Here is a 13,161-nt window from a genome sequence, read left to right on the forward strand (position 1 = left end):
CATAGATTGTTGAGAATAGATCATTTTTTCAATATATGAAAGTCAAAAGATGCTTTTCAATAATAAAAAGATTAATCTGCTTTATCCAAAAGAAAATTACTACAATATATGGCTCTTCTGGATTAAGTTTTAAGGTTGACACAGTTTAGGGTCTAATTTCTGTAAGCAACTTTGCTTTTCTGCGGTTGTTAAGTCTGTGGAAGAAATATTACGTCTTAAGATTAAACCATTTTCGCCCACAATGAAACGGGGTAATTCACTATCTTGGATAATCTCTAAAGTTTTAATGTCATAGGTAGTATAAGTAATGATTTTTGAGGCTGACTCAATGTTCATTAAAGTAAGGGTATTGCGTGGTGGTAAATCACTACCAATTAATTGTCTTGCACCTTGTCCTAATGCTCCTGCATTAAGTAGCTGCAAAAGACCTTTCTTTCCTGGATAATAAGCGTGATGATGTCCACTAATGTAAGCATGAACCTGATATTTTTCTAAAAGCAATCTTAGTTTTTCGGCTTCTGCTAAATATTCTCCTGGTTTATTTTTTTGTTCTGCAATAGCATATAGGGGTAAATGTCCGATCGCAATTCTCATTGATGCTTCTTGAGCTACATTACTACTAAGAATTCTTTCTACCCAGGCTAATTGTTTTTCATCAATTTTATTGGTAGAAGCGTCCCATACCAGGTAAAAAATATTGTTCTGTTGAAAACTATAATAAAACGGAAAATTAGCTTTATCTACAAAATTTATACCCGAATTATGGTTCGGGTTATTCCAATAAGCTTTGGCTAAATCTCTTTCTTGAGCAAACACAAATTGTTGGTCTTTAATTGCTCCTGAACCATCATGATTACCAATAGTAAAAGCAAAAGGAATCTTACTATCTCTAAGAGGTTTAGCTACATGAACGTCAAAAGATTGCCACATCGCTTTAATTTGTGCCTCTGTTAAAGACTTTTTTTGTCCCGCGATCGCATCACCACCTCCTAGTACTAAATCTGGTTGCCATTGATTAGTAATTAGCGAGATTGCTTTATCTATTTCTGGTTCGTATTCTGTCGAGCCATACTGACTATTAAGATCGCTAATTATCGCGATTTTAATTTTATCTAATTGAGGATTTTTGAGATTCTTTATTGCTACTGATTTATTGATTAGTACTAAATTTTGACAAGCAACACTAATACTAATTAAATATCCTAAAATAAATAATAAATACAGATTTTTATTTAGATAATCAAAGATATTTGATTTTTTAATAAGCATACCATTTATGCGAAATAAATCGATAGTCAAAAATCATTTTATTAATAATAGGCTTTAAAGCTTGAGATTTTAAAATATTAATTTCATCTGTTTCAGTCAATATAGAAAAATAAGATTTTTTATTTTTATTTAGAAAATCAACTGCAACTAAAAATGAATCACTCTCGCCTGCCCAAATCTCTATAATACTAGCTACGGTAAAGGGAAGTTCTATTTTTTCCGATATCAGAACTGTATCAATAGTCTCGTTAGATTCAAGAGGAAAATTTATTATAAAATCTTGTTTTCCTGTAATTTTCTTCAATACGGTATATTCTGATGTAACCAAAGTTTCAAAGCAACTATCATTTGATAATACAAAAATGAGAGTATCCGATTCATAATATCCATTTTCTGTATAATCATTTCCTAAAACAATAAGACGTTGTAAACTAACAATAGTTTGACCGATTAACGGTTGAAAAATATTAATCTCTTTCATTTTCATACTCTTACTGATTTATTTGTGAAACAATCGCGACCAAATTACTCAACTGAGTTGCGTTAAGTCAAATTAAACACAAAGCTATAATGATACTGAAAGAATTTAAATTAAAAATTGCGATCGCAAATAAGCCAAGTATAAATTAAGTATGTATCAGATAAAAACCAACTAAATATTATTTCTGAAAGCCAATAAAATCAATGACTTTTAAAAAGTCGCCCACGGGATATTAAATTGTGATTATAGATACTAAACATATAAAATAAGTTTTTAAATACCTATTACCTGTTATTTCTAAATTACTGCTTTAATTGTTTCTTAGCCTGTTGCCATAACTCTTCTAACTCGTTAATGTCATACTCTTCTAAAGGACGAGATGCGAAGTTTTCCATTATGGTTAATCTTTGAGTAAACCTTCTATTAGTACCTTGCAAGGCTTCACTAGGGTCTAAATCATACCAGCGAGCAATATTAACAATGGTAAATAATAAGTCTCCTAATTCTGCTTGTTGTTCTTCTTTATTATTTGTTGCTAAAGCCTCTTTAAATTCGCCTAATTCTTCAGTAAACTTTGCCCAGACACCTGCCGAATCTTCCCATTCAAAACCAGCACCCGCAGCTTTTTTTGATATTTTCATGGCTGCCATTAAAGCGGGTAAACGACCTACATAGCGTTTTAATTTATTACTTAATAATTGTGCTTCTGCTACTGATTGTTGTTTTTCTTTTGCTTTAATTTGTTCCCAATTTTTATTAACCTCTTCAGCATTCTTGACTTCTAAATCACCAAACACATGAGGATGACGACGAATCAGTTTTTCGGTAATACCTTCTGCGATTTCTTTTAGAGTAAAATCTTGTGCTTCACTGGCAATTTGTGCTTGTAGAATTACCTGTAATAGTAAATCTCCTAATTCCTCTGCGATCGCTTTTTGCTCTTCACTTCTAATAGCGTCTGCTACTTCATAAGCTTCTTCAATCACATAAGGAATCAGTGTTTGCTGAGTTTGCGCCAAATCCCAAGGACAACCACCATCAGGGGATCTTAGTTGGGCAACAACATCAATTAAACGCTGTAAAGCTTGCAAAATAGAATCAGTTGTTGTCGCTGGTAAATTCATAAATAATCAGAAAGAGCGATGGGTTGAGTGCAGTTGAAGAAACAATCAGAGTTGAATTGTTTATAAATTTTAAAAAATTAAAAAACAAAATAGACAATAACGGTTTCTAAAATTGATTCAGATTTATGATTAATTGTCAAACAAGCATTTATACTCACAAAAAAAATAACAACCATATTTTGTGTAGTTTTATTGCGGAAAATCTTTTCTTTTTATAGCTAAATCTTCTATATTTCTTGGTGTTAATAGATTTTGACATTGTGAAGAAAAGTAAACTTAATTAATTAAGCAATAATTTCCCAATATCTCATCCATACTGTAGCACAATTATTCAACAAAAATTTTATCGACCTCAACTGCTTGTAAACTCGTTGAGCATTTTTTGCCCGATCTTAATACTATTTTTAGATTTACAAAATTTTCCTAAAAAATTTTAATCAACGAGAATTCTTTGATTTGCAATTTTTCTCTTTTCTCAAAACAATTCTTACTTTATTTGATTTTGGACTTAAACAAGAAGTATTGCAGTACCAGTTAGTTGACCTGCGACAAAATAGCCTCCTTGGTGGTTGCGAGTTGCTAAATCCCCGTAGAGTCTTTATTAGGAGATATAACACTATCTCTTTCTATAAAATCGATCCGAAATTTCAATACTCAACTATATTGCCGTCTTGGTCATAAGTAATAGCTAATTCTGCTAACTCTTCATTCAAGTTAGGTTCGGTTTTATGATTGTATTGCCAATTATCTCCTCTCACTTCCCACATAGCTATTAAACCCAGCAACTCAGCAGGAGATGTCGCACTAAATCTTCTACCATCTTTTTCAGCTTCGTATTCTGATTTTTCATTCCCATCTTCGTCAACTACGAGATACAGTGTAATTTTGTAGTTTTTCGCTTGTATTGCAAGAAGAGTTGGATTCCAGGTATTACCTGCTGTTGTAATATTCAATTTTAAATTGTCCATAAGATATTAATATCGATCGCAGATTTTATTTTTTCTCGTATAAGCTGAATCAAGATATATTATTTTGGTTGATAACGTTTTTAAATCTCCTGATGCCCAAAAATCGATCTATCTTTTCGTTATCTTGGCTTACTTATGGCTTCTGCTTTACTTCTATAACAATATTTCCCCGTTTAGCTCAAGCAGAAACCGACTCTCTCTCAGACTTAGATATTCCTCCCCAAATCATTAAAGAAAGCCCAGTATTACAAAAATGGTTACAAGAAACGCCGAACGTTTTAGAAGAAATCCGCCACGACCCTAGTTTTCGTAGCCGTCTCAATTTAGGTTTTTCTCTCTTTCCTTCTAATGAAGATCTTACAGGGGTCAAAATTGCGGTTGAAGATATTTTTTTAGGTCGTACAGGGCTAACTTGGAGTGCGGATTATCAAACCTCCTTTAATAGCGATCGCGTTAGTACAGGAACAGACTTACACTACTTTATTTTTCCTTTGGGTAACTATATAAATGTGGCACCCTTAGTTGGTTATCGCTACGTTCAAAGTAATGATTTTAATACTGATGGTGTTAACTTAGGTTTAAGGCTGATGTTCTCACTATCTCGTACTGGTTCAGCAGATATTTCCATCGCCCAAAGCTTTATCTCCCCTCAAGGCGATCGAGAAGTGGGGTTATTTTCACTTTCTGTAGGCTATAGCATAACTTCTCATCTTCGCTTATCAACAGATTGGAAATTACAAAACTCTCAGCAAGACAAGGATGACTCTTTCAGTATTGGTTTACAGTATTTACTTTAAATATAAGTATTAATTCAATATTTTTACTGATGGCAGATCGCCCTATAATTTGATTCACTTTTAATAAAGCTATAGTTTTACTAATGGTGCTTTTTGCTTAAAACACTACAGGGAAAAACTACAACTTTAGATAAACAACGAAAATTAAATATTTTTTATTGTAGATAGTATCGCTGATTATAAATATTTTCAGTTTGTTCAAACAAAAACTGTAATTTACATCCTAAATTAATTCGGTAATATGTCCGAGCAAAAGCCTAAACTAACTTTGGCCCAATTTAGCGAAGATAACCTTCAGAAAGGAAGACATATCCTAATTATAGAATCTTCCGATTCCAGAAGAGCCGTCGCTCTTAATAGCGCGGTGTTTTCTATTGGTCGCCATCCTCAAAATTCTTTGGTTATCAATAGTAATATGATCTCTCGTCATCACGCTACTGTTGCCTGGTTACAATACACCGAACAATCAGAAAAGAGAGAAGACTATTGTTATTGGATTATTGACGGCAAAGGAAAGAGAAAAAGAAGCCGTAATGGAATTTTGGTGAATGGCGAAAAAAAATCTTTACATCGTTTAAAGTCGGGAGATGTTATTACGATTGGTACAGAAACCAAAATCACCTATAACTATATACCCAACACCGCAGAAACTCAGACTTTCTTAAAATATTGCAGTAGCGAAAAGACTGAATATAAATCCAATCAAGAAGTTAATTACAAGGAAACAACAGTAGTTACTCAAGCAGAAATTGAAGCAGCAAGAAAGCAATATAGCTCTTCTTAAATGGCATCTAGTTTAAAATCAGGAGATTTTTAGATGATGTTTCGAGGGACTAGAGGCTAGAGATTGGGGATCGAGAAATCCAGATCGCTTTTTAGATGTAATTACGCTTGCTTATTTAGCTGATGATAATACTTGTAAGCAGTATAAGCCAAGGTAACTACCCCTGTGACAATAGCAGTTTCATCTATTTCAAAACGAGGATGGTGTAGAGGATAGTTTTTACCTTCTGCTTTACCGACACCAAGGCGGAACATACAACCAGGAATTTGATTAAGGTAAACAGAAAAATCTTCAGCCCCCAAAGAAGGTTCAGCAATTATTTGTACGTGATTATTCCCCCAAGCTTCTTGACAAGCAGATTCCAATAATTTAGTTAAATCAAAATCATTTTGTACCGAAGGTACTCCCCGTTGATAGTTTACTTCGCATTTTGCTCCGTAGGTCTGACAAACACTGGTAACTATGTTAGTAATCCAATCAGGGAGATTAGCGTGGCTGTCAGGATGTAGAGAACGCACTGTTCCAATCATTCTCACATGATCGGCGATCACATTAGCAGCCCTACCTCCTTCAATTTTGCCAATAGTCAACACAATGGGATGTAAAGGATTTTGGGTTCTACTAATAGATTGTTGTAGCGTTGTAATTACTTGAGAAGCAATCCAAATCGCATCTATTGCTTGATGAGGGCGCGCCCCGTGTCCTGACTCTCCCTGTATAATGATTTCTAAATCGTCGGCTGCTGCGGTTAAAGCACCATAACGAATTCCTACTATACGTGCAGGAATCGACGGAAATACATGAACCCCAAAGATGGCATCTACTCCTGAAGTTGCACCACTATCTACCATCCATTTAGCACCCTGGGCAATTTCTTCGGCGGGTTGAAACAGAAAACGAACATTTCCTGGTAAAGCTTCTGATAACTGAGACAAAATCATCGCCGTACCTAATCCTAAAGTGGTATGAACATCATGACCACAAGCGTGCATTATGCCAGGATTGCGGGAAGCAAAATCTAGCTTAGTTATTTCTTGAATTGGTAAGGCATCCATATCAGTACGAATCGCTAGAGTAGGGCGATCGCTATTCCCCCCCGATAAATCCCCAATTACTCCAGTTTTACCCACTGCTTCAGTAACGTGTAAGCCACAGGAAGATAAAACCCCTGCTACATAAGCTGAGGTTTGATGTTCTTCGCCACTTAATTCGGGATGGGCGTGAATATGACGACGAATTTCAATTAATCTGGGTGCAAGATTTTCTGCTATGGTTTTAATTTCAGAAAGCATATTTGATGAATATGGGTACTTGATTAATCAGTATAGTTAATATTCAAAGTATTCTTAATCAAAAATGTTCTCTGGAACTACCATGTCCATCTAAAATAGCGATCGCGTCTAAGGCATTAATATCTGCTGCTGATTCTTGTTGAAGGCTGTAGTAGGCAATAGTTGTCAATTTTTAGCCTAATTCTTGCTTGTTAGCGAGATCGACAGTAAATTATTTTCAATTTCAGAAAAAGCTCTTAAATCTTTATTTTCTCACTTTTTCTTGTCAGAAATCAGCTTTGCTTTTAATTCTGATTTAATGCGATGGAGAATAGATTCTTCGTCTAGAGACTCTAAAATATCTTTAACTACGGTTTTTGGTGCTTTATCGCCCCAAGATGCGCCATTGACTAAATAAGTTTTGGTAATTTGCCCAATAGCGTAGGAAGAAACTCCCGCTATTGCTCCTTGAGCAATAGCGACTGATAAATAAGGAGCTAAAGATAAGCCTCCTGTCGCAGGGATGGTAATGCCTAATAATCCTTTGAGAGAACCTAACCCCAAGGTAGCAAGTAATTCACTAGCACCGATACCACCCATACTAAGAGCAATTTTCTGTAAAAGAGCGATCGCCCCTTCTTGGGTCATCGGGATACCGTAGAGATGAGATAAAGATAAAATCAGCCCCACATCCACAATAGCCCCCGCAAATAAATCAATCGCAGTTACAGGATTTAACGCTGTAGCGGTAGCTTTGAGCATTGTTCCTTTATAAATCAAGTCATTGGCTGCGGTTTCCCTAATGTCTAATTTTCGTTGTAAAATTTGCTCATTGACTGTATCTGCATAGAGCATACTATTGAGCGCAATTAAAGATTTACCTTCTCGATCTAAAAGCTCTAATATTTTGAGTTTCAAATTCTCTATTTGTGGTTTGCCTTTAACTCGCCCTATTGTTAGTTTGCCATCTTCTGTTTTAACCCCTCGTACTTCTATAGGGGAAGCAGCCACCATTACGATTTCGTCGGGAGAAATTAATTCTTTGACTCTTTCATCACGAATTTTGGCATAAATCGCGAGACGATCTGCTGAGGGATATTGATCGATTTTGTTAAATACCAACAACATTGGTTTTCCTGCCGAGCGCAATTGAGATAAAGCATCATATTCAACTTGAGTAATATCCCCTGAAACCACAAATAAAATTAAATCTACTTTAGTGGCTAAATTTTTCGCTAAAGCTTCTCTAACTTCTCCATTAACTTCATCAATACCAGGAGTATCTAATAGTTGAATTTGGTTTTCGCTTGCTGTTTGGGCAATTGTTAACCGTTTAATATTAGGTGAATGCTTCTCACCCCTATTTTCGCTACTTTCTGCTAGCTTTACTCTCTGGTTAAGATGTTTCGCTGAAACTTCTCTACCGATTATTGCTTCTTGTTTTTCTGTCTCCTCGTCTTCGGTGATTTCCCATTCTGCACTATCAATAGTACGAGTCACTCCATGTAATGCACCTGTGACAAAAATATCTCTACCGACTAATGCATTTAAGACAGAAGATTTACCTCTTCCTACCATGCCAAAAGCAGCAATTTGCACCACAGAATTTTCTAATTTATCCAACATTGCTGTGAGACGATCTATTTCAGATTCTAAATCTGTTCTTTCTTCTTGAGTAAGATCGAGATTGCTTAACAGATTTCTCAGCGATCGCTGAGCTTTGCGATAATTAATCTGATTAGTAATTTCGGCAAAATTCCAAGGAATATTTTTCAATGGGTTAATTTCCTAATTATTGATTTTTATCGAAAGTGAAAAAATATATCTAATTAAAGCCAAAAAAATATGTCTAATTAAAATATTGACTGATTTATAATTATTCAAAGTTTCACAAATTATGCAATATTAATAAGTTAGATTTCATAGCATGATGATAATTAATATATAGCGGTTCTCATATTTGTGGAGTACATTTTACTTTTTCTCTTAGCAGAGCTTCCTATTCCTTAGTTTATGACCCTAAGAAGAGCGATTTTTTATCTTGCCTATCAAAAAAATCTATTAAACGATGATTTCAGACAATCAAAATCAATTAATGAATAATTATAATTCTAATCAAAATACAATTCGGATGATTGTAGTTGATGATCGTAAGTTGATCCGTGAAACATTACAGATATATCTAGAAACGGAATCTGACATTAATATTATTGGTTATGCAGACAGCGCAAGCACAGGATTAGAACAGATTAAGAACCTCGATCCTGATATAGCTATTCTCGATTTAGAAATGCCAGATATGAATGGCGTGGCTGCGATTGAGATTATTCGTCAACGTTTTCCGACAACTAAAGTTTTAGTATTAAGTGGACATGAAGAACCTGAATATATTAATCAAGCTATCAAAGCAGGAGCAAAAGGTTATTTACTTAAAGGAACTACCCCTCAAGATTTAGCTGATGCAATACGTTACGTTAATAGGGGGTGTTTCCATTTGGGACCGGGTTTATTGGAAAAATTGGCATTAAGTTCTCTGGATAAGTCCATGGCAGAATCAAAAAGTGACTTAGAGGATCGATTGAGAAAGCCAATACAACAGCTTAGGTGGGAACTAACTGATGAATGTAAAACTTTAATTGACCAAGGTACAGAAACTACTCATCGGCAACTTACTCATATGTTAGAAATGCAACTTTACAATTTAAAAAACAAGCAATCTGAAACTATCGTTAAATATAAAAGGTTACAAAACAAAGTTGATTTGCTGCTAATTAGTCAAGTTTTATTATTGTTAATAATGGTCGGTTATATGATTATTGATAAGGTATTGTAACGAAATGTTGAAAACAGATTAATGGGTGATAAATCGAGAACGACAGCTTATCTGCGTATAACTCAGCAATCTTGGCGATTAGGTAAAATTGAAGGAAAAGTCAGTGCAGCAGAGTATCAATGGCAATTTCAATGGCAATTCCGTCAAGGAAAGTTACTAGTTGAACCTTCTTTAGGAAGAGCTTTAATTCAAGAGCCTTTAGGACGTTTTTTAGAACGTTCTGATTACCAACTCGAAGCAGGTAATAACTATACTTTTACCATTCGTGCCAAGTTTTAATTTAGATTATCTTTAACCAACCCCAAAATAAGGATTTCAGCTTAAGGTAGTCATGCAGAACTAAATTCACTGCTGAAGGTTAGGCAACGCCTCATCGCCTCATCAATAATAAAAGCGTTTAATTAATTGTGCTGGGGTACTTATCCCGAACTCAGGTTAAATAAAAACCACAAAATATAAATTTTTGTTAAGATTACTTGACGTAAATTTTGATTCGGTCATGCTTTGATTGCTATTGACATTTTAATAATTGGTTTAATTAGATTGTTTGCAATCGCTATTAAGATGTAGCAATGAAAGAGGGATCGAGTAATATCCCAGACAATATCCTTCAAAAAAATTTTTCACAAAATTAAATTGTCGAACTAAGTCTATGTTTGCCCATTAACTGAGCAATTAGCACGATCCTACCTCGATCTACTTAAAGCGATCGCTAAGAAGGCTGTTTGCCACAAATAAAGTTTGTTCTAGGTAGTCGTTGTAGTTATCTTTGGCGAAACTTTGAATTGAGATCGTGACAAATCGATCGCAGATTGGGAAAAAATCAATTCTAGCTGCTTGATTATGTCTTTATGGTTGTGGGATGACTGCACAATGTCCCTCTCCTACATGACCCAGACCAATCACTGCTTTGGTTAATTTTTCTTGTTCTTCTGGGGACAATTTTTGAGATAAGGTAGCATCATCTACCGACAGGCGATCGCCAGAAGCTAATTCAGCTAAAGGTTGAAAACCCAAAGCACCCACATTAAGAGAATCATCTGCGCTGGTTTCGCTGTCACCAAAAATATGGTCAAAGTGAAAAGTTGTTTCTACCTCTCCCATGTCTCCTGCTTGAACTATGCCTTTGCGTTCGTCGCCGACATATTCGCCACAGAGATACTGTATTGGGCGATTTAAACTAATATCGAAATTAATAACCTGTTCGTCTTTACTTGCTTGACCCTGTAATACCATAGTTTTGCCAGCCAGGGGGGAGCTTTCACTAGCAGTATCTATTCCCCAAGCCACAGCATTGTAGAACCCAGGAGTAACTTCAGTGTTTACCACCATAATTGGTTCGGCATCTGCTTCTCCTTCAGCTAGATTAACAATTTGGGCTGTATCGAGTAAGGAAACTTTTTCCTGATATTCTAGGGTATCAAGGTTGTCTGTTTCTGTCGGCTCAAAAGGTGCTTGAATTTGGTAAGCAGTCACATCGCTTAAATTTACCTCAACACGATCAAAACTCATTTCCCAGCCATCTTTCGTCACAAAACCTTGACGAACAAAATCCTCTCCATTGGCTATTAAGTTAAGAGTAGCTTTACTTTGATTATCCACAGCAGTAGAAGGCTCGTCATTACTGCTATTTGCCTCGCTACTGTTACTAAAACTAACTATTAGCAGAGACAAGAGAGCCAGAGTATTGAGTTTGATAAAATTTTGGTTCATAGTGTCTTCATTTTTGATGGTTGATTAACGATTTTTCCCAGTAAAAAATCGTTTTAGCCCAAAACATTCATTTTAGGTTTTGATTGTTTGAAGTTGAGTAATCGCAAAAGCTCAATAAAATTGCGAACAGCTTACTAGCACATATGCGATCGCAGAATATTTGATTTTATTTATAGATTGTAATTATGGAATAAATAGCGCAACAAAATTATTGGCACTTAGTTAGTTTTCGTAACGTAGTTAATAAGTAACTAACAATTTTAAGTATTAAAAAACTTTTAACCATCTGTACCTCGCAGATATGCATATTTATCTATAGTTAGACGCGAAATTTACCTCTATACTGGCATCGGCGGGCATCCTGACTAAGAGATTTATTGAGATTTATTAGTTAATCATCTCGCGCGTTCCCTGAGCGTCTTACGGAGTGGCTGTCTTTTGAGGTCTCCTCAAAAGCTTGTACGCCACGTCCGACGCGGGGTCGCTCGTCTCATCACAGTTGCGGGACAGCGTCGGATTTACACCGAATTTTCCCCATTACTTTTAATGGCTGTTCCCCATTAAAACCGACTAGTTTGATGTCTTTAGTTTAATAATACCTTTAATGGGATTTATTGAAAGTAAAAAAATAGTTTAAGTTTCAATAATTAAGGGAGTTTGGCAAGCTTCTCACTTGTAAAACCAAACTCCCTTAATTTTTTGTACAGATTAGATACTATGATTGCAGCTAACAGTTTTTGTGTACTAAACACTAATTGAAACTGCTCTTAGTCATTAGCTCTCTAGGCTTGACAAGCTAACATACTACATTATCCCTAACTGAGAGAGAATTCCTTTGCCAGTAAGTAATTCAGTAGCAACGGCAATAACAAAGCCTAACATAGCTAGACGACCGTTCCAGTTTTCTGCGAATTGAGTAAAGCCGAGTTTGTTTTCTTGGTTTTCCATAAGTTGAAACCTCATTAAGAATCATTACTTTTTATTGTACTCAATTTTAATTTTTGTTGCAAAAACTTGACGCATTTTTTTCGCTTAATTAGCTCGATCTTGAGTGACAGTCACAGATTACTTCAATTTCTTGTCTATCCATTGCTTGGCTTGGCGAATTGCATCTATTGTAGTCATGGCCCTAGGTACAGCAACAGCGCATCCTCGGTCATGATTAACCCAAGCAGCGTAAATAAATTGTCCATCTAATTCATCGCGATCTATTTCTACCTTGAAGCCCCGATAAGCAAAAGAAAGAATAATTTGAGGATAATGAGGCTCTGCCATTATTTATTCGATTAAAGTACCTATAAACAACCAATTAAGCGGATATTGTAGTTAAATATCCGCTTAAATCTAATTTATACTTACGCAGCAGCTAGGTTTTGAGCGACAAAATCCCAATTGACTAATTTACCAAGAAAATCATCAATGTAAGCAGGACGTTTATTTTGATAATCGAGATAGTAGGCATGCTCCCAAACATCCATAGTTAACAGAGGAACTTGTCCGCTAGTTAGGGGATTATCAGCATTAAGGGTTTTAGTGACTTTAAGTGTATCGCCATCTAGGACTAACCAAGCCCAACCACTCCCAAACTGAGTTGCACCTGCATTTTTGAAAGCTTCGACAAACTTGTCAAAACTACCAAAGTCAGCCTCAATTTTTTTCGCCAATTCCCCTGTGGGAGTACCACCGCCATTCGGTTTCATACATTGCCAATAAAAAGTATGATTCCAAGCTTGAGCAGCATTATTAAACAGTCCAGTTTTACTAGCATCTCCTGCGATCGCTTTGATAACTTCTTCAAGGGATTTGCTATCAAATTCTGTTCCTTGAACTGCGTTATTGTACTTACTGACATATGCAGCATGGTGTTTATCGTGATGAAATTCCAAGGTGCTTTTAGAAATTAATGGTTCTAAAGCCTTGT

Annotated in this window: 14 protein-coding genes and 1 riboswitch; of the genes, 4 read left to right on the plus strand and 10 right to left on the minus strand. The window is 35.5% G+C overall.

Going from position 1 to position 13,161, the window contains the following annotated elements; all coding sequences use genetic code 11:
- Nucleotides 1–129: 129 nt before the first annotated feature.
- From H1P_RS10380 to H1P_RS10395, 4 genes are all read right to left on the minus strand, one after another.
- On the minus strand, nucleotides 130–1,269 hold the full coding sequence (locus H1P_RS10380) for a metallophosphoesterase family protein (RefSeq protein ID WP_144866910.1): 1,140 nt from the start codon (nucleotides 1,267–1,269) through the stop codon (nucleotides 130–132).
- The gene (locus H1P_RS10385; protein ID WP_144866912.1) at nucleotides 1,259–1,750 is read right to left on the minus strand and encodes a hypothetical protein; all 492 of its coding nucleotides are present in this window, start codon (nucleotides 1,748–1,750) and stop codon (nucleotides 1,259–1,261) included. Before H1P_RS10385 ends, H1P_RS10380 begins: the two co-directional genes overlap by 11 nt.
- Nucleotides 1,751–2,052: 302 nt before the next feature.
- Nucleotides 2,053–2,874, minus strand: coding sequence for a nucleoside triphosphate pyrophosphohydrolase (gene mazG / locus H1P_RS10390; protein ID WP_144866914.1), 822 nt, complete (start codon nucleotides 2,872–2,874; stop codon nucleotides 2,053–2,055).
- A gap of 647 nt (nucleotides 2,875–3,521) precedes the next feature.
- Entirely contained in the window at nucleotides 3,522–3,842 is a 321-nt protein-coding gene (locus tag H1P_RS10395; RefSeq protein ID WP_144866916.1) for a hypothetical protein, read from the minus strand.
- 92 nt (nucleotides 3,843–3,934) lie between these two features.
- Between H1P_RS10395 and H1P_RS10400 the strand changes: the two genes are divergently transcribed.
- Nucleotides 3,935–4,639, plus strand: a complete 705-nt coding sequence (locus H1P_RS10400) for a hypothetical protein (RefSeq protein WP_144866918.1) — start codon at nucleotides 3,935–3,937, stop codon at nucleotides 4,637–4,639.
- A gap of 241 nt (nucleotides 4,640–4,880) precedes the next feature.
- Nucleotides 4,881–5,423: an FHA domain-containing protein gene (locus tag H1P_RS10405; RefSeq protein WP_144866920.1), complete on the plus strand. Its 543-nt coding sequence runs from the start codon at nucleotides 4,881–4,883 to the stop codon at nucleotides 5,421–5,423.
- 101 nt (nucleotides 5,424–5,524) lie between these two features.
- Here the strand turns inward: H1P_RS10405 and H1P_RS10410 are convergent, their stop codons facing one another.
- Both H1P_RS10410 and H1P_RS10415 read right to left on the minus strand, forming a co-directional pair.
- On the minus strand, nucleotides 5,525–6,715 hold the full coding sequence (locus tag H1P_RS10410; protein WP_144866922.1) for a M20 family metallopeptidase: 1,191 nt from the start codon (nucleotides 6,713–6,715) through the stop codon (nucleotides 5,525–5,527).
- Nucleotides 6,716–6,967: 252 nt separating this feature from the next.
- Nucleotides 6,968–8,470, minus strand: coding sequence for a GTP-binding protein (locus tag H1P_RS10415; protein WP_246141592.1), 1,503 nt, complete (start codon nucleotides 8,468–8,470; stop codon nucleotides 6,968–6,970).
- A gap of 292 nt (nucleotides 8,471–8,762) precedes the next feature.
- Here H1P_RS10415 and H1P_RS10420 point away from each other — a divergent pair, with 292 nt between their 5' ends.
- Both H1P_RS10420 and H1P_RS10425 read left to right on the plus strand, forming a co-directional pair.
- Nucleotides 8,763–9,527, plus strand: coding sequence for a response regulator (locus H1P_RS10420; protein WP_144866924.1), 765 nt, complete (start codon nucleotides 8,763–8,765; stop codon nucleotides 9,525–9,527).
- A 21-nt stretch (nucleotides 9,528–9,548) separates the two neighbouring features.
- Entirely contained in the window at nucleotides 9,549–9,806 is a 258-nt protein-coding gene (locus H1P_RS10425; protein ID WP_144866926.1) for a DUF3146 family protein, read from the plus strand.
- A 570-nt stretch (nucleotides 9,807–10,376) separates the two neighbouring features.
- Here H1P_RS10425 and H1P_RS10430 read toward each other — a convergent pair.
- From H1P_RS10430 to H1P_RS10445, 4 genes are all read right to left on the minus strand, one after another.
- The gene (locus H1P_RS10430) at nucleotides 10,377–11,240 is read right to left on the minus strand and encodes a DUF4382 domain-containing protein (protein WP_144866928.1); all 864 of its coding nucleotides are present in this window, start codon (nucleotides 11,238–11,240) and stop codon (nucleotides 10,377–10,379) included.
- Nucleotides 11,241–11,574: 334 nt separating this feature from the next.
- A riboswitch (cobalamin riboswitch) is annotated at nucleotides 11,575–11,824 on the minus strand.
- Nucleotides 11,825–12,044: 220 nt separating this feature from the next.
- A complete protein-coding gene (locus tag H1P_RS10435) occupies nucleotides 12,045–12,188 on the minus strand; it encodes a chlorophyll a/b-binding protein (RefSeq protein ID WP_144866930.1) in 144 nt (47 codons plus the stop codon).
- A 117-nt stretch (nucleotides 12,189–12,305) separates the two neighbouring features.
- Nucleotides 12,306–12,515: a hypothetical protein gene (locus H1P_RS10440; protein WP_144866932.1), complete on the minus strand. Its 210-nt coding sequence runs from the start codon at nucleotides 12,513–12,515 to the stop codon at nucleotides 12,306–12,308.
- Nucleotides 12,516–12,595: 80 nt separating this feature from the next.
- Nucleotides 12,596–13,161: superoxide dismutase (locus H1P_RS10445; protein WP_144866934.1), on the minus strand; the 566-nt coding region annotated here is incomplete at its 5' end.

Source organism: Hyella patelloides LEGE 07179 (assembly GCF_900659865.1).
In the GTDB taxonomy this organism is placed as follows: domain Bacteria; phylum Cyanobacteriota; class Cyanobacteriia; order Cyanobacteriales; family Xenococcaceae; genus Hyella; species Hyella patelloides.

Bases quoted from the DNA above. Each gene is read 5' to 3' on its own strand.
- H1P_RS10380 (WP_144866910.1), bottom strand. From the start codon at position 1,269: ATGCTTATTAAAAAATCAAATATCTTTGATTATCTAAATAAAAATCTG.
- H1P_RS10405 (WP_144866920.1), top strand. From the start codon at position 4,881: ATGTCCGAGCAAAAGCCTAAACTAACTTTGGCCCAATTTAGCGAAGAT.
- H1P_RS10420 (WP_144866924.1), top strand. From the start codon at position 8,763: ATGATTTCAGACAATCAAAATCAATTAATGAATAATTATAATTCTAAT.
- H1P_RS10425 (WP_144866926.1), top strand. From the start codon at position 9,549: ATGGGTGATAAATCGAGAACGACAGCTTATCTGCGTATAACTCAGCAA.
- H1P_RS10395 (WP_144866916.1), bottom strand. From the start codon at position 3,842: ATGGACAATTTAAAATTGAATATTACAACAGCAGGTAATACCTGGAAT.
- H1P_RS10440 (WP_144866932.1), bottom strand. From the start codon at position 12,515: ATGGCAGAGCCTCATTATCCTCAAATTATTCTTTCTTTTGCTTATCGG.
- H1P_RS10410 (WP_144866922.1), bottom strand. From the start codon at position 6,715: ATGCTTTCTGAAATTAAAACCATAGCAGAAAATCTTGCACCCAGATTA.
- H1P_RS10400 (WP_144866918.1), top strand. From the start codon at position 3,935: ATGCCCAAAAATCGATCTATCTTTTCGTTATCTTGGCTTACTTATGGC.
- H1P_RS10385 (WP_144866912.1), bottom strand. From the start codon at position 1,750: ATGAAAGAGATTAATATTTTTCAACCGTTAATCGGTCAAACTATTGTT.
- mazG (WP_144866914.1), bottom strand. From the start codon at position 2,874: ATGAATTTACCAGCGACAACAACTGATTCTATTTTGCAAGCTTTACAG.
- H1P_RS10435 (WP_144866930.1), bottom strand. From the start codon at position 12,188: ATGGAAAACCAAGAAAACAAACTCGGCTTTACTCAATTCGCAGAAAAC.
- H1P_RS10430 (WP_144866928.1), bottom strand. From the start codon at position 11,240: ATGAACCAAAATTTTATCAAACTCAATACTCTGGCTCTCTTGTCTCTG.